The following is a 22,823-nucleotide window of genomic DNA, read 5'->3' on the forward strand; positions in this document are numbered from 1 at the left end:
CTGATACAATATAACAGGCCGCAGCGACGCCTCGCGCGCCTGTTATATTGTATCAGTCCTGCCGGATGAAACCCCGGCGGGCCGCAGTCCGTCGCAGAGCGCCGCCAGGGTTCCGCGAAAGCCCTCCGGCCCCGCCAGCAGGCGCTCCATCAGGAGGGCCCCTTCGAGGGCGGCGACGACCATGCGGGCCGTGGCCCTGGGCTCGGCGGACACGCGCACGCTCCCGGCCGCCACCCCCTCGGCGAGCACGTTCTCCAGCCAGGCGATGTGCTTCTCGAAGAAGCGGGCGATATCGGCGCGCAGGGAGGCCGGCAGCGCGTCGCCCTCGATCGCCAGGACCGCGCAGAGGCAGCCCAGGCCCGCCTCGACCCCGCCGAGGTAGAGCGCGCCGTAGGCGGCGATCCGCTCGATCGCGTCCGGCTCGCCGGCCCGGATCTCGGCCAGCGCCGCGTCGTAGCGAGCGTCGTAGGCCGCCACCAGAGCGTGGGCGAGGTCGGACTTGGTGGGAAAGTGGTGGTGGATGCTCGCCTTGCGGATCTGGACCGTCTCGGCGAGGTCCGCGTAGCTGAAGCCGGCATAGCCCCGGCGCCGCACCAGGGTCTCGGCCTGCAGCAGCAGCTCGGCGCGGGTGTCCCTCATCGTCCCGTCATCTTCCCTGTCCGCCCCCATCCGTGGGTGGCCGCACGCGAGTCCGTGATCGCGTCGCGGCCGGCATTCAGGCTTATGCCATTGACGCGGGCAAAAATCTACCTACTCATTGGTAGAACAATAAGACGGAGGACGATCATGCGGGCGGAAGCCGGCCGATCACGCGGAGGCACGACGCGGCGCGGCGCCCTGTTCGGCGGCCTGTGCCTGTGCTGCCTGCCGACGTTGGGACGCTCGGCCGAGGGCTTCGCCCTGCAGGAGGTCGGCACCGGCATCTTCGTCCGGCGCGGGCCGGATGCCGAAGCGACGCCGGAGAACAACGACGCCATCGCCAATATCGGCTTCGTCGTCGGCGAGCGCTCGGTGCTCGTGACCGAATCGGGGGGTAGCCTCGCGGACGGGGCTTGGCTGCGCGCGGAGATCCGGAAGCGCACCGAAAAGCCGATCAGCCACGTGATGCTCACCCACGTGCACCCGGACCATTGCTTCGGCGCGGCGGCCTTCGCCGAGGACAAGCCGGTCTATGTGGGCCACCACGCCCTGCGCGCCGCCCTCGACGCCCGCGGGGAATACTATCGCGGCCGGCTGGCCGAGATCCTGGGCGCCGACCGGGCCGGCAGCGTGGTCTACCCCACCCTGGAGGTGGCCGACGGCGCCGACATCGATCTCGGCGGACGCGTTCTGCACGTCACCGCCCATGGGGTGGCGCACACGAACTGCGACCTCTCCATGCGTGATTCGGCGAGCGGCATCCTGTTTCCCGCCGACCTCCTCTTCGTGACCCGCATCCCCTCCCTCGACGGCAGCCTTGTGGGCTGGCTCAAGGAGGCGGATGCCTTGCGCGCACTGGGAGCGACCAAGGCCGTTCCGGGCCACGGGCCGACCCTGGTCGACTTCGCGCCCGCCATGGACGACCTCACCCGCTACCTGAGCACTCTGCGGGACGAGACCCGCAAGGCCGTCGCGGCGGACGTGTCGATCGAGAAGGCGATCCAGACCGTCGGTCGGGCCGAGCGCGACCGATGGGTTCTGTTCGACACCTATCACGGCCGCAACGTCACCCAGGCCTTCAAGGAACTGGAATGGGAGTGAGCCGGCGCCTTGAGCCGCGCGACACCGCGCGTCACATCATTCGAAAAACAGAGTCAAGAACCACGACCGCCAGGAGAAACGCCATGATCCGTGCCCTTGCCAAACCCGTCCTGAACCGCGCCGTGTTCCTGCGCTCCATCTTGGCAGCCGTGACGCTCGCCGTTCCCCTGGCGACCGCCGGCGCGGCGCTGGTGCCCGGCCCGGCGCACTCCGCCGGGGCCTCCGACGACGAGGCCGAGCGGCTCGCGCGCTGGAAGGAGATCCAGAAGTCCATCTTCGGCGACAAGACCATCACGGCGACGGACAGCCTCGTGAAGGTCGACGCGCCGGTGCGGGCGCTGGACGCTTCCCTGGTGCCGATCACTCTCACCATGCCGGAGAAGGACCGGGTCGCGGCCGTCCACCTCATCATCGACGACAACCCGTCGCCCTACGCCGCTCACATCGCCTTCGGTCCCGGAGCGGATGCCGGCGAGATCAAGCTGCGCGTGCGCGTGAACAACTACACCAACATCCACGCGGTGGTGGAGACCCGGGACGGCCAGCTCTTCGAGACGACGAAGTTCGTGAAGGCCTCCGGCGGCTGCTCGGCCCCCATGGGCATGAGCGACGAGGAAGCCATGAAGGGCATGGGCGACATGAAGCTGAAGTTCGCCGAAGCCCAGCCCGGTCAGCCGGTCGAAGCGACGCTGATGATTCGTCACCCGAACTTCAGCGGCATGCAGATGAACCAGATCACCCGTGACTACACGCCGGCCCGCTACATCAACAAGATCGCGATCACGCGCGGGGACAAGACCGTGCTGACCCTCGACGGCGACATCTCGATCTCCTCGAACCCGGTGATCAATTTCGGCCTGCAGCCGGGGGGCCAGGGTCCGATCAAGGTGGTGGCCTCCGACAACCAGAACGGCCGCTGGGAGCACAGCTTCACGGCGCCGAGTGCCACGAACTGAGCGGGTCCGCGCGATGAGGCAGCGGCTCCTCCGCATCGCGGCCGCGGGGGCCGCCCTCCTCCTGCTGGCGGCGGCCGACCCGGCGGATTCTCCGATGAGCGTACCCGAGCCCGACGGGATCTGGACCGGGCCGCAGCGAGGCTACACCCCCGCAACCCTGTCGGGGGCCACGGTGATCGACATCGACGCCCTCGATGCCCTGATCGCCCGCGACCGGCCGGTCCTCCTCGACGTGTCCCTGGCCGACCGGCGCCCGGCGGGCCTTCCCGCCGACCGGCCCTGGCTGCCGGCCCACCGCTCGGTCCCGGGCGCGGTCTGGATGGCCAATGCGGGCGCCGCGCCCCTCGACCCCGCCGACGAAGTGCTCTTCCTGAAGCGGGTCGCGGACCTGACCGGGGGCGACAAGGGCCGGGCCGTCGTGGCCTTCTGCCACCCCGAATGCTGGGGCAGCTGGAACGCGGCCAAGCGGCTGGTGCTCCAGGGCTACACCCGCGTGCACTGGTTTCCCGAGGGCATCGAGGGCTGGCAGGAGCGCCACCCCACTACGGTGATCCCCGAGGATTCCGTCTGGACGGCGCGGGCGAACGGCGAGGCGCAGCGCTGACGAAGAGGGGGGCGCGCGCCGGAGATCCCGCCCCCGCCTGCGCGCGCGAACGATCCGTTTTCCTTCACCGGCCGGCAAGTTTCTTCCGAAAGCCGGCAAGCGCGGCCGCAGTTGACAGCGATCCGGTTGTGGCGGAAGAAAGGCACCGGCAGGCGCCCGCAAGTCTAGGGAGGAAACGCCCCGCGAGAGCACGGAACAGCGACGCCATCGCTGTGATCGATGCCCCGGGACGAGACTTTCAGGACGCCGGTCTCGATCCCGCGAAACTCCATGCGACGAACTCTTTGCTGATCGGCGGCCTGCATAGCGCGCGCCTCGCGGTCGGCGATGCCCCGCGCGACAATGCACCGGGTCCGTCACGGCACGCCGCGCGCGCAGCGCGGAGGCGGTGTATAGAGGCGCCACCAGCAGACCGACCGCCGCGTTCCGGCGGTCCGAGACAGCCGGGTGGAGTTCCATGTCGCAAGCCGTGCAGTCCCGCCGCATCCGCGCGATCGACCTCGCCAAGCGCAAGGCCGAGGGTCGAAAGATCATCGCGCTGACCGCCTATCACGCGCACACCGCCGGCATCCTCGACCCCTACTGCGACTTCATCCTGGTCGGCGATTCCCTCGGCATGCTCATGCACGGCATGGAATCGACCCTGCCGGTGACCCTGGAGATGATGATCGTCCAGGCGCAGGCCGTGATCCGGGGCACCTCCCGGGCGCTGATCGTGGTGGACATGCCCTTCGGCTCCTACGAGGCGAGCCCACAGCAGGCCTTCCTCAACGCCGCCCGCGTCCTCAAGGAGACGGGGGCCGGCGCGATCAAGATGGAGGGCGGCGCGCGCTTTGCCGAGACCGTGGCGTTCCTGGTCGAGCGCGGCGTGCCGGTGATGGGCCATATCGGCCTCACGCCCCAGTCGGTGAACACCATGGGGGGCTTCAAGGTGCAGGGCCGCGAGGCCGACGGCGAGCGCCGCCTGATGGCCGATGCCCGCGCCATCAACGATGCGGGCGCCTTCGCGATCGTGATGGAGGGCATCGTCGAGCCGGTGGCCCGGGCCATCGCCACCGCCCCCGAGATCACCACGCCCACCATCGGCATCGGCGCCACCATGGCCTGCGACGGGCAGATCCTCGTCCTCGAGGACATGCTGGGCCTGAGCGACCGCGTGCCGAAATTCGTCAAGCGCTTCGGCACCCTGCGCGGCCAGATCGAGGCCGCCGTGAAGGACTACGCCGAGGAGGTCCGCTCCGGGGCCTTCCCGGCCGAGGAGCACACGTACCAGCCGCTCTGACCAGCCGCTCTGAGCGGGTTTTCAACCCAGTCGTTCGGATTCCAACGCGGGGCCCCCTCCCCCTTCGGGAGCGGGAACCCGCTGGCCGACCGAAGCCATCGACCACATACCGTACGCGGCTGCCGCCTTAGGGCTCAGCCCGCGGGGAACCGGCCGCTTACCAGCGGTAACCGATGCTGCCGAGGACCCGGCGGCGCTCGCCGTAATAGCAGGCCGAGACGGTGCTGCAGCTGTTGACGATCCGCTCGTCCGAGACGTTCGAAACGTTGAGGGCGAAGCGCCAGCCCTCCCAGTCGTAATGGGCGACGAGGTCGCCGACGACGTAGCCCGGCACGCGGAAGAGGTTGGCCGTGTCGGCGAAGGAGCGGCCGACGCCGCGCACGCCGCCGCCGAGACCGAAGCCCCGCAGGGCGCCGCTCTGGAACGTGTAGTCAACGAAGAGCGAGCCGTACTGCTCGGGGGTATTGGTCGGCGTCGTGCCGACGAGGGCCGTATTCAGGTCACGGGTCACCGAGAGGTCGTAGGCGGTGTAGGAGGCCACCGCCCGCAAGCCGGGCGCGAGGTTGGCGACCATCTCGACCTCGGCGCCGCGCGAGTTCACCGCGCCGGTCTGGACCACCTGCTGGATGTTGAGCGGGTTGGTGGTCACGACGTTCGAGCGGGTGAGGTCGAACAGGGCGGCGGCGAAGTAGCCGTCGAAGCCCGCGGGCTTGTACTTCAGGCCGACCTCGGTCTGCTCGCTTCGCTCGGGCAGGAGAAGCTGGCCGGTGACCCCATTGAGGCCGACGGTCGGGTTGAAGCCCTGCGCGTAGGAAACGTAAGGGGCGAGCCCGGATTCATCGTTGTAGATCAGGGCGACGCGGCCGCTGAAGGCGCTGGTGTCCCGGGTCGCGTTGTTGACGCCGAGGCGGTCGACGTTGTCGGTGGCGACCCAGTCGTGCCGGCCGCTGAGGACCAGGGAGAAGTTCCCGAAGGTGATCTCGTCCTGCAGGTAGGCGGCGAACTGGTTCTGGGTGATCAGCGCGTTCTGGTAGGGCGCGCCCAGGTTGAGGCGGGTGTTGGGGTAGATCGGCCGGATCAGGTTCAGCGACGGGCCGAAGCCGAAGGCCTGATAGTCGTCGATCTGGTAGCGGCGATACTCGAAGCCGGCGAGCACCGTGTGACCGAAATCGCCCGTGCGGAACGGGATGACGAGCTGGTTGTCGATGTCGCTCTGCACCGCCGCACCGCGGGTGAAGAAGTCGAACCGGGCCAAGTCTCCGGCGGCCGGCGTGGTGGCGTAACCGCCGCCGTAGCGGTTCGACAAATTGACCGTGACGGTGCCGTGGCGCGCGTTCTGCCGGAACTTGATGTCGTTGTCGAAGCGGTGCTCGAACTCGTAGCCGACCATGTCCTGGTTGCGCGTCAGGCGATCCGTCGCCGGGTCGCCGGTGAAGCGGCTGGTCTTGATGAAGCCGAAGGGCGCCGGCGTCACCGTACCCTCGTAGGGCAGGAAGTTCTGGGTGCCGGCGCGGTCGCGCTGCACCTGGGCGAGGACGGTGAGCGAGGTGTCGGCGTCGGGCTTCCAGGTGAGCGAGGGCGCGAAGAAGAAGCGGTCGTTGTTAACGAAGTCGACCTGCGTGCCGCCGCCGCGCCCGAGACCGACGAGCCGGTAGAACAGCTTGCCCTCGGTGCCGGGCGCATCCACCGGTCCGCCGATATCGAAGCCCGCATAGGCGTTGCCGTAATTGTCGATCCCGGTCTCGACGTAGCGGATCGGCACGATCGGCGGCCGCTTGCTCACCGCGTTGATGATGCCGCCGGGGCTGGCGCCGCCGTAGAGGCCGGAATTCGGCCCGCGCAGGATCTCGAGACGCTCCAGGCCGAAGGGCTCCAGCTTCCAGGTGGCGAAGGCCGAGGTGAACAGTTGCAGCCCGTCGAGGAAGTAGCCGGATTCCTGGGCGGTGAAGCCGCGGATCAGGAACCAGTCGTTGCGTGGGTCGGCGCCGAAAGTCTCGCCGCGCACGCCCGGCGCGTAGCGCGTCGCCTCGGCGAGCGACGCCGGCTTCTGGTCGTCGATCTGCTGGAGCCCCACCACGGAGATCGCCTGCGGCGTCCGGATGATCGCGGTGTCGGTCTTGGTGCTGGAGACCGAGCGGGTCGCGACGTAGCCGGCGACGGGCCCGCGCGGATCCTCGGCGGTGGCGATCGTGGCTGCACCGCGGCGATCACCCACGACCTCGAGGGTCTCCAGCGTCACGCTCGAGGCGCTCGGCGGGCTGGATTGCTGCGCAGCCGCTGGGTCGACAGTGCCGACGGCGAGGGCAGCTGCCGAACCGAGCAGGGCCGCGCGCAGATGAGCAGCGCCGTGGGACGGCTGCGCGAAAGGAAACGCAAGACGAAGAGACACGTTTTGACCTATGGTCGAATGTAATTTTCGTCAGTTGGATTAAAAATTCCAAGAGGTCAACGAGCAAACCCTAGCATCACGCGCATCTCATGCCGCCGTGATCGACACGCAACATTTTAGAATAAGTACAATTACATATTCTGGGCCGTGGCGCCGCCGTCGCTTCCTGGCGTTGCCGTGCAATCGGTACCACCAACCTCGCCGTAGCGGATGGAGCCAGCCGGACAGCGACCGCGCCGAACGCGAAAGGGCCCCGCCGGTACCGGCGGAGCCCTTCGTCATCGCTCGTCCCCGGGGCAGCGCCGCGCGAGGATGTCTTGCCGGAGCCTCCCGGCGTCGGCCTATTCGCAGACGCGGACGCGGCGGATGTGCTCGTAGCCGTAGGCGTCCACGTAGCCGCGGCGCTCCATATGGCAGACCTCTTCCTCGACATAGACCGGGCGCGGGGCGCGGTAGACCGGGCGGCCCGGATAGTAGCCGCCGTCGTTCTGCGAGGAGGCGATGGCGCCGCCGACGGCGAGGCCGCCGAGCAGGCCGAGGGCGGCCGCGCCGCCCGGGCTGATGCCATCGCGTGCCTGGGCACTCGGGATCGCCGCGACGGCGACCGTGGTGGCCACGAGGGCCGCGACCAGCGAGTTCTTCATAGCTCCGTTCCTTTGATCCCGAAATCCGTGTGTGAATTCAGAAGCGTCACTGTCGGAGGGAATCACCGAACGGTTGATGAACGGTAACCCGCCCCGCCCAATGGCGAATCCCGTCCGTGCGAATCCTCACGCAGCGTGGAGGTTCACGCAGGATTGTGCCGCTTCCGCGGCGGCGTCGCGGGGCGCGCGAGGTCAGATCGTTCCGGTCGGCTCCTCCACCAGGGCCAGGAGCGTCCGGCGCAGCCAGCGATGGGCGGGGTCGTCGTCGTAGGAGGCGTGCCACAGCATCGAGATCGCCACATCCTCCAGATCCACCGGGGCCGGGCTCACGGTGAGGCCGAGCGCCCCGGCGAAAAAGGTCGCGAGCCGGGCGTGCATCGTGGTCAGCACGGGCGCGCTGCGCACCAGGAACGGGACCGCCAGGAAGCGCGGCGTCGTGACCGCCAGGGTCCGGCTGCGCCCGAGGCGGGCGAGCGCGTCGTCCACCACCCCGTGCGCGGTCTCCTTGAGGCTGGTCAGCACGTGGGGAAAGCGCAGGTAGTCATCCAACGAGATCGGCGGCGCCAGGCCGAGGAGGTCGGCATTGAACACGCAGAGGTAGCTGTCGCGGTAGAGCAGGCGCTGCTTGTGGTGGGTCTGCCCGTCCGTGAAGAAGCCGATGCCGAGGTCGACCCGGTCGGCATCGAGTTCCTGCAGGATGCGGATGCTGTCGATGGAGCGCAGGAGCAGGCTGATGCCCGGCGCCTCCGCGCGCAGGTGGGCGAGGAGGCGCGGACCGATCAGCACCTCGGCGCTGTCGGGCAGGCCGATGGTGAAGGTGCGGGTCACCGTGCGCGGATCGAAGGCGTCGTCGCGCCGCACGAGGGCCTGGACCTGCCGGAGCAGGGTCCGCACCGGCTCGGCCAGCGCCAGCGCCCGCGGGGTCGGACGCATGCCCTCGGGCGCACGGGTGAGGAGTTCGTCGGAAAAGAGCGTGCGCAGGCGGGCGAGGCTGCTGCTCATCGCCGATTGCCCGATACCGATGCGGGCGGCGGCCCGGGTGACGCTGCGCTCGGCCAGCAGCGCGTCGAGGGCCACCAGCAGGTTCAGGTCGACGCGGGAAAGATCGATGTGATCAATCGTCATGGTCGCCTCTGCGTATCGGATCCGGGCCGACTGCGCAGCATCGACGCCCCGGAGGCAAGGGCGGTGCGCCGTGACCGCGCGCCTGCCCGGGCATTGAGCGAGGGCGGCCGTGATTTTTGGCTGTGCCTGATCGCAGGGCCGGGCCACAATGGCGCTCCCGAAACGACCCGAGGCTCCCCATGCGCCGCACCCTGCCGATTGCCCTGTTGGTCCTGATGGCCGGAACCGCCCTCCCCGCGCATGCGCTGGAAGGGCCGACGCCACCCAAGCCCGGCGCGACGGCCACGGCGCCCGCCGCCGCGGCCAAGCCCCGCGTGGTCATCGTGGCAACCGGCGGCACCATCGCGGGCGCGGGCGCGGACGCGGCCAACAGCGCCACCTACCAGGCCGCCAAGGTGCCGGTGGACAAGCTCATCGCCGCCGTGCCGGCGATCGCGCAGGTGGCGGAGGTGCGCGGCGAGCAGGCCTTCCAGATCGCCTCCGAGAGCTTCACCAACGCGCAGCTCATCGAGCTCGCCAAGAAGGTCTCGGCCCTGGTCAAGCGCGACGACGTCGACGGCGTCGTCATCACCCACGGCACCGACACCGTGGAGGAGACGGCCTACTTCCTCGACCTCGTGGTGAAGACCGACAAGCCCATCGTGATGGTGGCCTCGATGCGGCCCTCGACCGCGATCTCCGCGGACGGCGCCCTCAACCTCCTCGACGCCGTGACGGTGGCGGGCGCCAAGGATGCCCGCGCCAAGGGCGTACTGCTCACCATGAACGACGAGATCCAGGCGGGACGCGACACCACCAAGCGCGTCAACATCAAGCCCTCGGCCTTCTTCAGCCAGTGGGGGCCGCTGGGCATGGTGGTCGAGGGCAAGACCTACTGGTTCCGCGCCCCGGTCAAGCGCCACGGCACCACCTCCGAGTTCGACATCGACGGTATCGACAGCCTGCCCGAGGTCGCCATCGTGTACGGCTCCGGCAACATGCACCCGGAGCCCTACACCTCCGCCGTCGCGGGCGGCGCCAAGGCGATCATCCATGCGGGCACCGGCAACGGCTCGGTGGCGGGCTACCTCGTCGACACCCTCAAGGACCTCCGCTCCAAGGGCGTGCAGATCATCCGCTCGTCGCGCGTCGGCGACGGCTTCGTCCTGCGCAACGCCGAGCAGCCCGACGACAAGTACGACTGGGTGGTGGCCCACGACCTGAACCCGCAGAAGGCCAAGATCCTGGCCGCCGTAGCTCTGACGAAGACGCAGGATTCGAAGGAGCTGCAGCGGATTTTCTGGGAGTATTGAGCGGCGTGGGTCGACGGCGGACGCTTCAGGAAGTGTCCGCCGTCGATCCAAAGCTCCCGGTCACGCGAGGAGACGACCCGCCCGCGAACAGACTTCGGAGCAGCACACAGCCCGCGCCCGAACCGCAAGATCGGTCGAGCAAGCCATGCCCGTGTGCGCCTAGCTGGTCGCGCCACGAAGGTCGGGACGATGAGTGCAGCGCTGCGAAACTACCACGCCCGGATGCGGAGGGTGCTGGATCACATTGATCGGCACTTGGACGACGATCTGGACCTGGAAACGGTCAGCGCCATCGCGGCTTTCTCGAAGTTCCACTTCCATCGGCAGTTCACGGCGACCTTCGGGTTGTCCGTGCACCGCTACGTTCAGCTTGCTCGCCTGAAGCGCGCTTCATACCGGCTGGCCTACAGGGACGCCCAAAGCGTCACGGAAATCGCGATGGATGCCGGCTACGACGCACCAGACGCCTTCGCCCGTGCCTTTCGGCAACGATTTGGGCAGTCGCCGTCGTGTTTCAGCAAGGCTCCCGACTGGGGATCGTGGCTTGCGGCCTTCGGGCCTCTCGACAACGCGAGGAGCCAGCTCATGCTGAGATCATTCGATCCCGACGACGTGACGATCCGCGATGTGCCATCGACGCGGGTGGCGATCATGGAGCACCGCGGTGATCCGGCGACGCTCGGTGCCACCGTTCGGCGATTCATCGAATGGCGGAAGGCCGCTGGCTTGCACCCCAGCACGAACCCGACCTTCAACGTCTGGCGGTCCGAGCGGCGTCCCGCGTCGCCGGCCGACTATAGCGTTGACCTCTGTGTCGGAACCGACGAACCGATCGCGGAGAACGGGACGCCAATCAGGGTCGGCGAAATTCCCGGCGGACGCCGCGCGGTGCTGCGGGTCGTTGGCAACACCGACAATCTGGAACCTCCCGCACGCTATCTCTATCGCGAGTGGCTCCCGGCCAGCGGCGAGGCGGCGGGGGATTTCCCACTCTATTGCCGGCGCCTTTCGTTCTTCCCGGAGATGCCGGAGCACGAAGCGGTCGCGGAGGTGTTCCTGCCGCTGAAGTAGCTCTGCGTTAAGGCGGCGTGTCTCGCTTCCCCGCCTGGTTCTCCCCCCTCCCCGACCTCAGCCGATGCACCGGGCCGGCAACGTGGGATGCACGCGGCCGGCTCTCACGTCAGCAGATACCGTTCCGGCTCCAGGGGCGGCGGCGCGGTCTCGCCCAGAGCGTCGAGGACGATGCCGTCGATGGTGTGCAGGAGGGCGTCCAGCGGCAGGTCGTTGGGCGCCAGGCCGAAGGGCTCCTCCAGTTCGTCGCCGAGGGCATCGAGGCCGAAGAAGGTGTAGGCCACCAGGGCCGCGGCCACCGGTGTCGCCCAGCCGAGGGAGGCGGCCAGTCCGAAGGGCAGCAGCAGGCAGTAGACCCAGGCCGTGCGGTAGAGGAGCAGGGTGTAGGCGAAGGGCAGCGGCGTGTTCTGGATGCGCTCGCAAACCACCTGGACCTGCGCCAGGGCGGCGATCTTGTGCTCCAGGGCGGCGAGGAGAACATCGGTGAGGGCGCCCCGGCGATAGGCGTCCGCGAGATCGCCGGTGAGCCCGGCCAGCACGGCGTCCGCAGCGCTCGGGTGGCGGGCCAGCGCATCGGCTTCCCGGGCCGGAAGCCAGGGGCCGGCGGCCGCATTCGGCGCGCCCCCGCGCAGCTGCGCGTGCAGGGCATGCGCGAAGGCCGAGAGACGCCGGAGGCAGCGCCCGCGCAGGACCTCCTCGGTCTCGCCAGGCAGCAGAGCGTTGAGGAGCCGGGCGAGGCCGCGCGCCTCCACCACGAGGCTGCCCCAGGCGCGACGGCCCTCCCACCAGCGGTCGTAGCAGGCGTTGTTGCGAAAGCTCAGGAAGATCGACAGGGCGAGGCCGATCAGCGTGAAGGGACCGACCCCGGCCGTGATCGGAAACGCCTCGGGCCAGCGCCGCTCGGCCGCCACCACGACCACGGCCACGAGGGTGATCCCCAGGACCTTGAGGGCGACCTGGGGCAGGATCGATCCGCGCAGGGTGAACAGGATGTCGAACAGGCTCGGGCGCGAACGGACGATCATCGGGCAGATTTCATGAGACAGCTTTCATGAGACAGCTTTCATGAGACAGCTTTCATGGGGCGTCGAGCCTGGGGCATCGAGCGCGTTGACCGGAGCCGCCGCGAGGGTCGCGCGGTGATGCGGAACGGCTGCCCTTGGTGCCACGCCGGTGGTCGTGCATCGGCATGCCGATGCACGACGGCCTGCTCCCGGCGAGCCGATCCTTCGAGACGCGGATCGACGGCCACCTGGCCGTCGACATCACCGTCGCGGCGGCGCTCGCCGGACTGATCGCCGCCTGTCGGGGCTTCCTCGAACCGGCCCCGCGAACCGCATCGCCGGTGCCTCCGCGTTCACGCCGCCGAGGCGATCGCCGTGGAGGCGCGCCGGATCTTGCCGGCGCCGTCCAAGAAGGCGTGGGCATCCTCCTTGCGCTCGAAGACGTGGGGCGCGACGCCGCGCCGGGTCAGTGCCTCCTCCATCTTGAGGCGCAGGAAGGCGCTGGTCGCGTAGCGGGTGGTGGTGAGGTAGTAGTTCGCCTGCAGGTATTGGATCATGTGCGCGTAGTCGTCGTACAGGTTCTCGTTGATGCGGAACCCGTCGTGATTGACGACGGTGTTGACCCGCTGACCGGCCTTCTTGCAGGCCCCCACGAGAACCAGCCGCAGGTCGTCGAGGTCGCTCTTGGCCCGAGCGTGCCAGCCCTCCAGGTTCACGAACAGGATGTTGCGCTCGGAATCGTAGCTCACCCGCTCGGCCAGGTTGAGGTTGAGGAGGTCGGCGAGGAGTTCCATCGGCTCCTCGCGGAACAGGCGGGCATCCATTAGCATCGGCTGCTTGATGATCGGCCGGAAGCCCATATGGGGCAGGATGTCCCGCTCGATGTCGATGCCGGGTGCCACCTCGATGAGTTCCAGGCCCTCGTCGGTGAGCTGGAAGACGCAGCGCTCGGTGACGTAGATCACCGGCTGCGACCGCATCTGCGCGTAGTGGCCGCTGAAGGTGATCTGCTCCACCTGCGGCAGGAACTTCTGCGAGCGGCCTTCCGTGACGATGCGGAGCTTGCCGTCCTCGATCACGGTCTCCAGGCCGCCCACCGTGAAGGTGCCGGCGAAGACCACCGAGCGGGCGTTCTGGCTGATGTTGATGAAGCCGCCGCAGCCGTTGAGGCGGCCGCCGAACATGCTCGTGTTGACGTTGCCGTGCTGGTCGCACTCGGCGAGCCCGAGGCAGGTCATGTCGAGGCCGCCGCCGTCGTAGAAGTCGAACATCTGGTTCTGGTCGATGACGCAGTCGGCGTTCGTGGCCGCGCCGAAGCTCGAGCCGGAGGCGAGCACGCCGCCCACCGCGCCGGCCTCGGTGGTCAGCGTGATGTAGGGCGTGACCTTCTCCTCGTTGGCCACCGCCGAGATGCCCTCGGGCGCGCCGACGCCGAGGTTGACGACACCGTTCGGCGGGAGTTCGAAGGCGGCGCGCCGGGCGATGACCTTGCGGGCGTCGAGGGGCATCTTCTTCATGCCGCTGACGGGGACGCGGATCTGGCCGGCCAGCGCCGCGTCGTGCTGCACGCCGTAGTTCATGCGGTGCATCTCGGGCTCGGCCAGCACCACGCAATCCACCAGGATGCCGGGCACGCGCACGTCCTTCGGCAGCAGGAAGCCGTCATCGACGATGCGCTCCACCTGCGCGATGACGATGCCGCCGTTGTTGCGGGCGGCCATGGCCTGGGCGAGGCAGTCCAGGGTCAGGGCCTCCTTCTCGAAGGAGATGTTGCCCGACGGGTCGGCCGAGGTGCCTCGGATGAAGGCGACGTCGATCTTGGTGGCGGTGTAGAACAGCCATTCCTCGCCATCGACCTCGACGAGCTTGACGATCTCGGCCTCCGTCGCGGTGTTGACGCGGGCGCCCCCGTGGCGCGGATCGACGTAGGTGTGCAGGCCCACCTTCGAGAACAGGCCCGGCTGGCCGGCCGCGCAGGCCCGGTAGAGCTGCGAGATCACGCCCTGGGGCAGGTTGTAGCCCAGGATCTTGTTCTCCTGCGCGGCCTTGGCGACCTTGGGCATGCGGCCGAAATTGGCGGCGATGACGCGCTTCAGCAGGCCCTCGTGGTGCAGCCGTCCGGTGCCGAGGCCTTTGCTGTCGCCCGCCCCGGCCGTCATGATCAGGGTGAGGTCACGGGGGGCGCCGGTCTCGACGAAGCGCGTCTCCAGGGCGGCGTGCAGGGCTTCGGGAATGCAGCTCTGGACGAAGCCCGTCGTGGTGACCACGTCGTTGTGCCGGATCAGCGCGATCGCCTCGCCGGCCGTGATGACCTTGTTTTTCTTCATGAACGGGTCGTCCTCCGCATCCCCGCGTCGGCGAAGCACGACAGGTCTCGACCTGCCGGAAGGCGCGCATGGGGAAGTCTTGTTCTCGGGCGGAAGCGTAAAGTCCCGCGCGAAGCTTCGCAAGGGCACGACAAGTGTCGTTGCAATGCAATTTTATCTTGGTGCAATGCAAATTTTTCAATCATGCCTCAAACTGAACTGGAGGCCCGCCTGAAAAAGATTTCACGGCGCCTTCGCGGGCGGGCACGGGGACGGGCCAATGCCTTCGTACCCGCCAAGATTATTCAAAATAATCTTGGGCAAGCTCTCCTGTGCATCGCGTCATCGTCAGGCCAGCAGGTAGGTGAGGAGCGCCCGCAGCTGCGCCGGGCGCACCGGCTTGTGAACGAGTTGCGCCCCCAGGGCGGCGACCTCCGCCTCGATCTCGGGCGAATGGTTGGCAGTCGTGACGATGACGGGCCGGCGCAGGCCCGTCCGCGCTTCGAGATGCGTCGCCACGCCGAGGCCGCAGGCGCCGTTGTCGAGGTGGTAATCGAGCACCAGCAGATCCGGCAGCGTCATGCCGGCGGCCAATGCCGCCTCGACCCCGGCGAGGTCCCGGTGGACGCAGACCTCGGCGTCCCAGGCCCGCAGGAGGCGCTCCAGCGCGTCGGCGGTGGGCGGGTCGTTCTCGACCACGAGGACGCGCGCCCCCGTGAGCCGGGTCGCCACCGGCGACATCGCCACCGCGCGCTCCGGGGCCGTACGGCTCACCGGCAGGGTCAGGGCCATGCGGGTGCCGTGCCCGACCCGCGAGGCGAGTTCGAGGGGATGGTCGAGGGCCAGCGCCATCCGGCGCACGATGGAGAGGCCGAGGCCGAGGCCGGGCTCACCCCCCTCCCCCTCCGCGCCGCCCCGGAAGAACTCCTCGAACACGAGGTCCTGCTCGGCCTGCGCGATGCCGCAGCCGGTGTCGAACACCTCGATGCGGCAGGACTCCCCGGATGCCTGCCCCCGGCGGCGGACCGCCACCAGCACGCCGCCCCGCCGGGTGTAGCGGATCGCGTTCGAGACGAGGTTCTGCACGATGCGCTGGAGCAGCAGGGGGTCGCTCGCCACCACGAGGTCGGGACCGCGTACGGCCAGGCGCAGGCCCTTGCGTTCGGCGAAGGGCCGGAAGCTGGCAATGATGCCGGCCAGCAGGTCGGTGAGCGCCACCGGCTTGATCGCCGGGCGCACCACGCCCGCATCGAGCTTCGAGATGTCGAGGAGGGTCTTGATCAGGTCCTCGATGATCTGGAGCCCGCGCTCGATCTGGCCCGAGATCGCCAGCGCCTCGGTGCCCAGGGCGAGGTCGGCGAGCGCGGAGGCCGAGAGCCGCGCGGCATTGAGAGGCTGGAGAAGGTCGTGGCTCGCCGCCGCCAGGAACCGGGTCTTCGAACGGTTGGCGTTCTCGGCCTCCTCCTTGGCCGCCACCAGGGCCGCGTTGGAGCGCTCCAGGCGGTGCATCAGCCCGGTCAGTTCCTCGGTGCGCGTGCGGACGCGGCCCTCCAGCATGGTGGCGGTCTGAAACAGCGAGTAGGCCCCGCCCTGCTGGTCCATGCTGCGCTCGACATGGGCCATCAGGGCGGCGTTGATCCGCTCCAGCTTGGCGATGCGCCGCCGGGCCTCGTCCGCGTCCAGCGGGGGGCTCGCGGAATCGGGTGGACGCAGCATCACCGCGCGCCGGAGTCCCGGCCGGGCTCGCCCCGTCCGATGGCGATACCGGTAAAGGTCTGGTTCAGGTGCATCGACCGGTACTGCTCGCCGTAGGTGTCGAAGCCGACGATGTCGTAGCGCCGATAGAGGTCGAAGATTCCGTGGCGCACTTGGCGGCTCTCGGCGTCGAGGCGGCGCAGCACGCATTCGAAGCCGATGACGAGGTCGATGCCGCCGAGATCCGCGTCGAGGCGGGCGAGCTCGGCCCCCGTCGCCGCCACGATGTCGCGCGGACGCGCCAGGGTGAGGACGACGCCCTCGTCGATGGCGCAGAAGAAGCTCAGCGAACCGTCCGGGTTCATGCGCCGGATCGACCGGCAGAAGTACTCGCCGCCCACCTTCACCGCGAGGGGATAGGCGGCAAAGCTCATGGGCGAAAGGCGCTCGGGGTCGAGCCCCACCGCCATGGCGTATTCCCGCGCCGCCGGCTCGGCGTTGAGCTCGTGCACGATGCGCTGCTCGTCATCGGAGGCGGTGACCACGAACTTCGTGTCGGTGGGCTCGAAATTGTCGCTCTTGAAGATCTGGATCGGGAAATCCGTCTCGACCAGCAGCAGCACGGCGGCCCGCTGGTGGATGCGGCCGTCATGGAGCAGCACGGTCTGGCGGAAGGTGAGGTCGTCCCCCGCCGAGCCCCCCACGAGGGGAATGCCGTCGAGCGCCCAGGCGATGGCCGAGACCACCGTCTCCTCCGCGTTGGTGAGGCCGTCGATCAGCGAGAGGGCGAAACGGCGTCCGGTGCCCGGGGCCAAGCCCGCGCCGTCCTCGGCCTCGAGGCTCCGGCGCAGGGCCCGGACGCTGGAGGCCGTGCGCTCCACGTCGAGATGGTCGATGGCGTCGAGCAGCGTCGAGACGATGCGGAAATTCTCCCGCGGGAAGGCGATCACCACGAGGCCGCGATCGAGCCCACCCGCCGGCGAGATGCCGCCCGACATGGTGCAACCGGCGATGCCCGCTCCCGGAAAGCGCGCGGTGAGGGCCCGGTTCAGGGTCTCGACGTCGTAATCGGCCGAGAAGAACGCCACGATCTGCGCGACGCTGCGCTCACCGATGGCCGCGCCGATCTCCGCGATCGCCGCGTCGGCCTCCTCGGCCTCGGTCCAGGCCGTCGTGATGCCACACAGATGCGTGCGCACCCGCGTCCCCTCTGCCACGGTACCGTCTCCCGCCCATCGACGGGTGCCGGGCTTGACGCCCGGTTCTCCGCGATGACACGAGTATGTCGGGCGGCCGGGTCCCGCGCAATGCGGCACCGAAAAGTCCCGGAACAGGGGCGCACCCACCGGGCGGAACGGGCATGCATCTCCTCATCGTCGACGATCACCCGCTGTTTCGCGATGCGCTCGCCAGCGCGGTGGGTCTCGCCTACCCCGACGCGACCCTGCACGAGGCCGACGGCATCGCCAGCGCCTGCGCGGTGCTCGCGGCCCAGCCCGCCATCGAGATCATCCTGCTCGACCTCTCGATGCAGGGTGTCGCCGGCTTCGAGGGGCTGATGGCGATTCGCGCGCAGGTGCCGCGGGTTCCCATCCTCGTCGTCTCCGGCCTCGAGGATCCGCGCATCATCCGGGAGGCCCTGGAGCACGGCGCGGCGGGGTTCGTGCCGAAGGCCGTCGACAAATCGACCCTCACGCGGGCCATCGCGGACGTGCTGGCGGGGGGCCTCTCGGTGCCGGCGAACCTGCCGAATGCGCCGCTCGGCGCGTCATCCGCCCGCAAGGCGCCCCTCGCCGAGCGGGTCGCGAGCCTGACGCCTCAGCAATTGCGAGTGCTGGCGATGATCCGCCAGGGCAAGCTCAACAAGCAGATCGCGCACGAACTCCAGGTCGGGGATTCGACCGTGAAGGCGCACGTCTCGGAGATCCTGCGCAAGCTCGACGTGATCAGCCGCACCCAGATCGTGATCGAGACCGCGCTCCTCGACTTCGAGCGGATCACGGCCGCGCCGGAGCGCTGACCCTTTAGGCCGTGGGAACCGATCCTTAAGCCGTGGGCACTTTGCGGCCGCCGTAATGGCCGTCGACGCGGGTGCCGAAGGTGGGATCGGAGAATGGATCCTCGCCGGGCCCGTGAGTCGGCGCGCCCGCCAGGGTGTCCTGGTCGATCTCGACGATGTAGCCGCCGAGTTCGACGCTGTAGGTCAGGGCGCGCCAGGGCACCGGGTGGTAGCTCTCGCCGAGGCCGAGGAAGCCGCCGAACGAGATCACCGCGTAGGCGACCTGCCCCGAGACCTTGTCGACCATGAAGTTGTAGACCGTACCGATGTGCTCGCCTTCACGGCTGTAGGCCGAGGTGCCCTCGACCTTGTTCGAGGCGATGAGGCGCGGGGTCTCGTCGATGGCCACCCCCTCGGCGGAGGGGTCGAGTTCCATCGATCCGGCGGGCCGGATGCTGCGCTCGTTCGGGAGATCCGTCGGCATGGCATTCCTCCTGCGGGTTCGCGGCTCGGGATGGGGTGCATTCGGGACGGGTGGACGCGTGACCGGACAAGCCCCGATATCCGGTGCGGTTCCAAGGGATCGTCGCGACGGGAGGGCGGGTTCAGCGCCGGGTGTCCACCGGCGCGCCTGTCTCCTCGGCCACCTCGGACTGGCGCACCGCGACCCGCTCGCGGATGCCCCGGCTCGACAGGAGCATCTCGAAGCCGAAGACCATCAGGGCGCTCAGGGTGCAGAGGATGGCGAGGCCGAACAGCAGGAACAGGATGTTGGCCACCGTGGCGTCCCGCAGCGCCCCCACGAACAGCGTAAGGGCGGCGCCGCAGGTGGCGACCCCGCCGAGCGCCCCGAGGATCACGGCGGCGTCGAGGGCCAGGGAGCGCCGGCGCAGGGCGTTCATGCGGTGCGCCAGGCGGTGCTGCTCGGGACCGGATGCGCCCGCGATCGCCTGCGAAATGCGCTCGGCCTGATCGGCCACCCGCGCGAGTCGCGTCCCGAAGACGTTGAGCAGGGTCGCGATGCCGGACAGCAGGAAGATCGGCGTCAGCGCGATCTGGATGATGTGGGCCGTGCTGTCGAGGGAGTTCGGAACGGTGGATTCGAGCATGCGGGCGCGATCGTGACCTGGAGGAACCCGGGCGCAACGTCCGAGGCGCGTCGTCGGTTCGGCCCCCGGCGCCCCGTCTGCGGGACGCCGGGCAGTGCGGTTCGGGCGCTCAGACCAAGCCTGCGTTTCCGCGCGCGACGGGGTTTACCGGGGTCTCGACCGACACCATGGCACCGAGCCCGACGATGAGCACGGCGGCCGCGCACAGGGAGAGTGAGAATGCGATGAGGATCATGGTTGCCGCGTAGCCCGACGCCCTTAAGGATCGGTGTCGGGGCCCTGCTCCGCGCGTCCCGGAATCGGGCGCCGCGCGTCCCGGCCGGCAGTCGCGCCAAGCGGCCTTGCGAGATCTTGCATTTGTGAGCGGTCAATTCTTGGCCCGGGCACACAAATTCTTGTCACTGCGGAAGCGTGGGGCGAGCGCCGGCCCGAGCGGTGGGAAAAGCGCGTGCGGCGGGGCGCCGCCGGCAGGCGTGGAGCGATGCCGCCCCCTCCGGCAGGAACCCCGCAGGACCCTGCCGAAAGCGGGTTAAACCATTGCTACAAAATCGTTTTCCTCGCCCCTCACGGTCCGGTCCGGTCCGGCACCGGGAGCCGCCGCCGGACCAAGTACAGGTCACGGACGCGCAAGATTTCATGCAAGTCGAGCCGGCCTCGTCTCGCCACGAAGGCGGATGAGACCCGCTCGAGGCCGTCGCGCCTGTGGATGACGGGGCGCCCAAGGGCGGAATCCCCTTGGAACGCTCGCAGCACCGCTTAGTTGTTGCAGCTATGCGCTGCGAGGCCACCGGCCGTGGGCGTACCGGCACTCACCGCCGACATCCGGAGGAAGATCCAATGGCGAAGAGCACCACCAAGACTGCGGAAAAGGCGGCCCCCAAGGCTGCGCCGAAGGATGCCGAGAATCCGGCCCCGGCCGCCAAGGGCAAGAAGGTCGCCGCACCGAAGGGTGACGGTGCCAAGCCGAACGCCCTGCAGCAGCCGCTCAAGCCCTCCGCCGAGCTGGCCGCCGTCGTCGGCACCGCCGCCCTGCCGCGCGGCGAGGTCGTCAGCAAGGTCTGGGAATACATCAAGAAGCACAATCTCCAGAATCCCGAGAACAAGCGCGAGATCCTGGCCGACGACAAGCTGAAGAAGGTCTTCGGCAAGGACAAGTGCACGATGTTCGAGATGAACAAGCATCTCGCCGCGCACCTCAAGTCGGCCTGAGCGGAACCCGCCTGCACGAACCCTCGGATCGGCGCCGGGGAGGGAACGTCCCTCCCCTTGGCCGGCCGGTCCTCTTCCGGACGGCTCAGCCGGCCGCCTTTGCCCGACGTGAGCGGCGCTCGACCTTGCGGGTCGCCGTCTCCTGAAGGTGGCGCTCGATGGCGCCGTTGGCCCGTGCGCGCATCTCCCGCATCGCCTCGGCATCGTCGAAGGTCTCGGGAAACCGCCGTGACAGCCAGAGATAGGCGCTGGCGAGCTTCACCGTCCGCTCCTGGTAGTCGAGTTCCCCGGTGAGGTTGGTCCGCAGGGCCGGCACCGTGGCGCCCTGCGCGCGAGCCTGGGTCCAGCGCTCCAGCAGTCCGAGCGAGACCGGGTCGCGCCGATTCACCGGGCAGACCGAGAACGCGAATTTTTCCGCGATCGGAAGTCGCGCCTTGTCGACCACCCGGGCGATCTCCAGAATTTCTTCGAGCGCCGAGGGCTGGAACGGCGAGCCCGCATAGAAGGTGGCGCGCGCGAAATGCGCCAGCACCTCTCGCAGGCTGTCGGTCCGCATCTCCTCGGCTACGGAATTGATCGCGATGAGGTCGGGCCGCACGAAGAAGCGCGTGTCGGCGGCCGGAGCCGTGGGGGCGCCGGCCAGCGCGGCCCGGATCGGCTCCAGCCCGGTCTCGTCGACGGCGGCGACGTAGCCCTCGTCCTGGTGTCCGAAGCGGCCGGCGCGGCCGGCGATCTGGCGGATTTCGGAATTGGTCAGCGCCCGCTCGCCGACCCCGTCCCACTTGCGTACCGCAGAGAACACGATCCGTTTCAGGGGGCCAAGGTTGAGGCCCATGCCGATGGCGTCGGTGGTGACGAGCACGTCGGCCTCGCCCGCCCGGAAGCGCGCCGCCTCGGCGCGCCGCACCTCGGGCGAGAGCGCCCCGTAGATCGTCGCCACCCGGTGCCCGGCCGCCACCAGGATCTCGCGGTTTTCGTGGACGGCCCGGCGCGAGAACGCCACGACCGCGTCGCCCGGCGTCACCTTCTCCAGCGGCACGGGCGTTTCCTGAAGCACCAGCGGCGTCTTGCGCACGAAGGTGACGACCTCGAGGGATTCGTTGGCGGCCTCTGCCGCGCGGCGCACGGCGGCCAGCGCATCGTCCGAGCCGCAGACCACCACGAGGCGAGCGGGGATGCCGAACAGGGCGTTGGTCCAGGCCCAGCCCCGGTCGGGATCGGCGATCATCTGGATCTCGTCGATCACCGCGACGTCGACGGGCCGGATGAGATCGGCGGTCTCGATGGTGCGGGCGGTGTGCGTCGGATCGATGTCGCCCAGCGTCTCCTCGCCCGTCACCATGCCGGCGCGCAGGCCGCGCTCGGCCAGGGCCTCGTAATTTTCGAGCGCCAGGAGGCGCAGGGGCGCGAGGTAGGTGCCGGTGGGGGCGGCGCGCAGCATCTCCAGGGCCGCATAGGTCTTGCCGGAATTCGTCGGACCCATGTGGAAGACGATGCGCCGGCCGAGGCGCCGGGCCACCGAGAATTTCTCGATATAGGCCCCGAAGCCGACCTGATCGCGCAGGCGGCGCAGGCGCGAATCCTCGCGGGCGACGTTGCGGGCGCGGGCACGCACGCCCTTCAGGGTGTCGGTGAGGGATTGGTTGAGGTTGGGCGAGAGCAGGAAGGCCCGCGAGCGCAGGGAGCGGTCCAGATGGTCGATATAGGTCACGGCGTCGGCGCCGACCTCGCGCAGGTCCTCGGCCACCTGATCGCGCAGGCGCTCCACCGCCCGGCGCAGGGATTTGGCGGTCCGCACCGAGGTCTCGGCGACGGCGGCGCGCAATTCGTCGAGGCGCCAGGTCGGATCGTTGCGATGGGCCATGCCGGCCAGGATGCCGGCGATGCCCGTCTCGGGCGCGGCGTCGATCCGCAGATCGAGGCGCCCGCCGTCGAGGACAGGGATCAGGGTGCGGATGGACCAGGCGATGCTGCCATCCCGCATCGCCGCGCCGCGCAAGGTCGGCACCGTCTTCTTGAGGGCCGCGATCCCACCCTCCGCGAAGGCGCGCCGCGCCTTCAACTCGCGCAGGGCCTTGGCCACCACCGCATCCTCGACGAGGCCGCCGAACTCTGGCAGGCCGAGATGGAGCCGCAGGGCCTCCGCCTCCACGCTCCGGGGCGGCAGGCCGAGGCGCATGGCCGCCTCCAGCAGGATCTCGTTCGTCGGTCGCGCGCGCTTGCGGGCCATGGGCCTCTCGTCGGGGGGGCTGTCGTCAGGGCGTCTTGCATCCGCCGCGGAAGAGCGACCGGGCCGCGCCAGGGTGCGCGGGCCGCGACCCAAAAAGCAACGCCTCGGATCAGCGCAATGCACCGTCCGTTCGCGCGGCCGCAGGCGAGGCGTGGTCGTCGCCGCGCA

The 22,823-nt window shown here is 69.3% G+C and carries 20 protein-coding genes; 8 read left to right on the forward strand and 12 right to left on the reverse strand.

Features of this window, described 5'->3' with window-relative positions; all coding sequences use genetic code 11:
• Window positions 1–42: 42 nt before the first annotated feature.
• A complete protein-coding gene (locus MFF30_RS15215; RefSeq protein ID WP_238280235.1) occupies window positions 43–639 on the reverse strand; it encodes a TetR/AcrR family transcriptional regulator in 597 nt (198 codons plus the stop codon).
• A gap of 147 nt (window positions 640–786) precedes the next feature.
• On the opposite strand from MFF30_RS15215, the gene MFF30_RS15220 reads away from it, so the two are divergent.
• The 4 genes from MFF30_RS15220 (at window position 787) to panB (ending at window position 4,582) form a co-directional block, all read left to right on the forward strand.
• Window positions 787–1,740: a quinoprotein relay system zinc metallohydrolase 2 gene (locus tag MFF30_RS15220; RefSeq protein WP_238280236.1), complete on the forward strand. Its 954-nt coding sequence runs from the start codon at window positions 787–789 to the stop codon at window positions 1,738–1,740.
• An 83-nt stretch (window positions 1,741–1,823) separates the two neighbouring features.
• The gene (locus MFF30_RS15225; RefSeq protein WP_238280237.1) at window positions 1,824–2,696 is read left to right on the forward strand and encodes a quinoprotein dehydrogenase-associated SoxYZ-like carrier; all 873 of its coding nucleotides are present in this window, start codon (window positions 1,824–1,826) and stop codon (window positions 2,694–2,696) included.
• A gap of 13 nt (window positions 2,697–2,709) precedes the next feature.
• Window positions 2,710–3,300, forward strand: a complete 591-nt coding sequence (locus tag MFF30_RS15230; RefSeq protein WP_238280238.1) for a rhodanese-like domain-containing protein — start codon at window positions 2,710–2,712, stop codon at window positions 3,298–3,300.
• Between the two features lie 457 nt (window positions 3,301–3,757).
• Window positions 3,758–4,582, forward strand: a complete 825-nt coding sequence (panB, locus tag MFF30_RS15235; RefSeq protein ID WP_238280239.1) for a 3-methyl-2-oxobutanoate hydroxymethyltransferase — start codon at window positions 3,758–3,760, stop codon at window positions 4,580–4,582.
• Window positions 4,583–4,739: 157 nt separating this feature from the next.
• On the opposite strand, the gene MFF30_RS15240 is transcribed toward panB, so the two are convergent.
• From MFF30_RS15240 to MFF30_RS15250, 3 genes are all read right to left on the reverse strand, one after another.
• A complete protein-coding gene (locus MFF30_RS15240; protein ID WP_238280240.1) occupies window positions 4,740–6,821 on the reverse strand; it encodes a TonB-dependent siderophore receptor in 2,082 nt (693 codons plus the stop codon).
• Between the two features lie 491 nt (window positions 6,822–7,312).
• Window positions 7,313–7,615, reverse strand: coding sequence for a hypothetical protein (locus MFF30_RS15245; RefSeq protein ID WP_238280241.1), 303 nt, complete (start codon window positions 7,613–7,615; stop codon window positions 7,313–7,315).
• A gap of 192 nt (window positions 7,616–7,807) precedes the next feature.
• Window positions 7,808–8,740 (reverse strand): LysR family transcriptional regulator, encoded by a 933-nt coding sequence (locus MFF30_RS15250; RefSeq protein ID WP_238280242.1) that lies wholly within the window; start codon window positions 8,738–8,740, stop codon window positions 7,808–7,810.
• A gap of 179 nt (window positions 8,741–8,919) precedes the next feature.
• On the opposite strand from MFF30_RS15250, the gene MFF30_RS15255 reads away from it, so the two are divergent.
• Window positions 8,920–10,032: a type II asparaginase gene (locus MFF30_RS15255; protein ID WP_238280243.1), complete on the forward strand. Its 1,113-nt coding sequence runs from the start codon at window positions 8,920–8,922 to the stop codon at window positions 10,030–10,032.
• A 189-nt stretch (window positions 10,033–10,221) separates the two neighbouring features.
• A complete protein-coding gene (locus tag MFF30_RS15260; RefSeq protein WP_238280244.1) occupies window positions 10,222–11,103 on the forward strand; it encodes an AraC family transcriptional regulator in 882 nt (293 codons plus the stop codon).
• Window positions 11,104–11,207: 104 nt separating this feature from the next.
• Here MFF30_RS15260 and MFF30_RS15265 read toward each other — a convergent pair whose 3' ends face one another.
• The 4 genes from MFF30_RS15265 to MFF30_RS15280 all read right to left on the reverse strand — a co-directional run bounded on the left by MFF30_RS15265 (window position 11,208) and on the right by MFF30_RS15280 (window position 17,325).
• Window positions 11,208–12,128, reverse strand: coding sequence for a bestrophin family protein (locus tag MFF30_RS15265; RefSeq protein ID WP_238280245.1), 921 nt, complete (start codon window positions 12,126–12,128; stop codon window positions 11,208–11,210).
• A 332-nt stretch (window positions 12,129–12,460) separates the two neighbouring features.
• Window positions 12,461–14,434 carry an acyl CoA:acetate/3-ketoacid CoA transferase gene (locus MFF30_RS15270; RefSeq protein WP_238280246.1) on the reverse strand — a complete coding sequence of 658 codons (1,974 nt, stop codon included), beginning with the start codon at window positions 14,432–14,434 and terminating at the stop codon, window positions 12,461–12,463.
• A 327-nt stretch (window positions 14,435–14,761) separates the two neighbouring features.
• Window positions 14,762–16,129: an ATP-binding response regulator gene (locus MFF30_RS15275; RefSeq protein ID WP_238280247.1), complete on the reverse strand. Its 1,368-nt coding sequence runs from the start codon at window positions 16,127–16,129 to the stop codon at window positions 14,762–14,764.
• The gene (locus tag MFF30_RS15280) at window positions 16,129–17,325 is read right to left on the reverse strand and encodes an FIST N-terminal domain-containing protein (RefSeq protein WP_238280248.1); all 1,197 of its coding nucleotides are present in this window, start codon (window positions 17,323–17,325) and stop codon (window positions 16,129–16,131) included. Before MFF30_RS15280 ends, MFF30_RS15275 begins: the two co-directional genes overlap by 1 nt.
• 143 nt (window positions 17,326–17,468) lie before the next feature.
• On the opposite strand from MFF30_RS15280, the gene MFF30_RS15285 reads away from it, so the two are divergent.
• Window positions 17,469–18,128, forward strand: a complete 660-nt coding sequence (locus MFF30_RS15285; RefSeq protein WP_238280249.1) for a response regulator — start codon at window positions 17,469–17,471, stop codon at window positions 18,126–18,128.
• A 25-nt stretch (window positions 18,129–18,153) separates the two neighbouring features.
• On the opposite strand, the gene MFF30_RS15290 is transcribed toward MFF30_RS15285, so the two are convergent.
• The 3 genes from MFF30_RS15290 to MFF30_RS25990 form a co-directional block, all read right to left on the reverse strand.
• Window positions 18,154–18,591: a PRC-barrel domain-containing protein gene (locus tag MFF30_RS15290; protein WP_238280250.1), complete on the reverse strand. Its 438-nt coding sequence runs from the start codon at window positions 18,589–18,591 to the stop codon at window positions 18,154–18,156.
• A gap of 121 nt (window positions 18,592–18,712) precedes the next feature.
• Window positions 18,713–19,216 (reverse strand): DUF2721 domain-containing protein, encoded by a 504-nt coding sequence (locus MFF30_RS15295; protein ID WP_238280251.1) that lies wholly within the window; start codon window positions 19,214–19,216, stop codon window positions 18,713–18,715.
• A 109-nt stretch (window positions 19,217–19,325) separates the two neighbouring features.
• Window positions 19,326–19,451: a hypothetical protein gene (locus tag MFF30_RS25990; protein ID WP_283205905.1), complete on the reverse strand. Its 126-nt coding sequence runs from the start codon at window positions 19,449–19,451 to the stop codon at window positions 19,326–19,328.
• 602 nt (window positions 19,452–20,053) lie between these two features.
• Here MFF30_RS25990 and MFF30_RS15300 point away from each other — a divergent pair.
• The gene (locus MFF30_RS15300; protein ID WP_238280252.1) at window positions 20,054–20,425 is read left to right on the forward strand and encodes an SWIB/MDM2 domain-containing protein; all 372 of its coding nucleotides are present in this window, start codon (window positions 20,054–20,056) and stop codon (window positions 20,423–20,425) included.
• Between the two features lie 85 nt (window positions 20,426–20,510).
• Here MFF30_RS15300 and MFF30_RS15305 read toward each other — a convergent pair whose 3' ends face one another.
• Window positions 20,511–22,655 carry a helicase-related protein gene (locus MFF30_RS15305; protein ID WP_238280253.1) on the reverse strand — a complete coding sequence of 715 codons (2,145 nt, stop codon included), beginning with the start codon at window positions 22,653–22,655 and terminating at the stop codon, window positions 20,511–20,513.
• Between the last annotated feature and the right edge of the window lie 168 nt (window positions 22,656–22,823).

Origin of the sequence: Methylobacterium goesingense, assembly GCF_022179225.1 — a bacterium.
GTDB classification, from domain to species: domain Bacteria; phylum Pseudomonadota; class Alphaproteobacteria; order Rhizobiales; family Beijerinckiaceae; genus Methylobacterium; species Methylobacterium goesingense.

Coding starts and splice junctions, on each gene's coding strand:
- MFF30_RS15215 (WP_238280235.1), bottom strand. CDS start 639: ATGAGGGACACCCGCGCCGAGCTGCTGCTGCAGGCCGAGACCCTGGTG.
- MFF30_RS15220 (WP_238280236.1), top strand. CDS start 787: ATGCGGGCGGAAGCCGGCCGATCACGCGGAGGCACGACGCGGCGCGGC.
- MFF30_RS15225 (WP_238280237.1), top strand. CDS start 1,824: ATGATCCGTGCCCTTGCCAAACCCGTCCTGAACCGCGCCGTGTTCCTG.
- MFF30_RS15230 (WP_238280238.1), top strand. CDS start 2,710: ATGAGGCAGCGGCTCCTCCGCATCGCGGCCGCGGGGGCCGCCCTCCTC.
- panB (WP_238280239.1), top strand. CDS start 3,758: ATGTCGCAAGCCGTGCAGTCCCGCCGCATCCGCGCGATCGACCTCGCC.
- MFF30_RS15245 (WP_238280241.1), bottom strand. CDS start 7,615: ATGAAGAACTCGCTGGTCGCGGCCCTCGTGGCCACCACGGTCGCCGTC.
- MFF30_RS15250 (WP_238280242.1), bottom strand. CDS start 8,740: ATGACGATTGATCACATCGATCTTTCCCGCGTCGACCTGAACCTGCTG.
- MFF30_RS15255 (WP_238280243.1), top strand. CDS start 8,920: ATGCGCCGCACCCTGCCGATTGCCCTGTTGGTCCTGATGGCCGGAACC.
- MFF30_RS15260 (WP_238280244.1), top strand. CDS start 10,222: ATGAGTGCAGCGCTGCGAAACTACCACGCCCGGATGCGGAGGGTGCTG.
- MFF30_RS15265 (WP_238280245.1), bottom strand. CDS start 12,128: ATGATCGTCCGTTCGCGCCCGAGCCTGTTCGACATCCTGTTCACCCTG.
- MFF30_RS15270 (WP_238280246.1), bottom strand. CDS start 14,434: ATGAAGAAAAACAAGGTCATCACGGCCGGCGAGGCGATCGCGCTGATC.
- MFF30_RS15275 (WP_238280247.1), bottom strand. CDS start 16,129: ATGCTGCGTCCACCCGATTCCGCGAGCCCCCCGCTGGACGCGGACGAG.
- MFF30_RS15285 (WP_238280249.1), top strand. CDS start 17,469: ATGCATCTCCTCATCGTCGACGATCACCCGCTGTTTCGCGATGCGCTC.
- MFF30_RS15290 (WP_238280250.1), bottom strand. CDS start 18,591: ATGCCGACGGATCTCCCGAACGAGCGCAGCATCCGGCCCGCCGGATCG.
- MFF30_RS15295 (WP_238280251.1), bottom strand. CDS start 19,216: ATGCTCGAATCCACCGTTCCGAACTCCCTCGACAGCACGGCCCACATC.
- MFF30_RS25990 (WP_283205905.1), bottom strand. CDS start 19,451: ATGATCCTCATCGCATTCTCACTCTCCCTGTGCGCGGCCGCCGTGCTC.
- MFF30_RS15300 (WP_238280252.1), top strand. CDS start 20,054: ATGGCGAAGAGCACCACCAAGACTGCGGAAAAGGCGGCCCCCAAGGCT.
- MFF30_RS15305 (WP_238280253.1), bottom strand. CDS start 22,655: ATGGCCCGCAAGCGCGCGCGACCGACGAACGAGATCCTGCTGGAGGCG.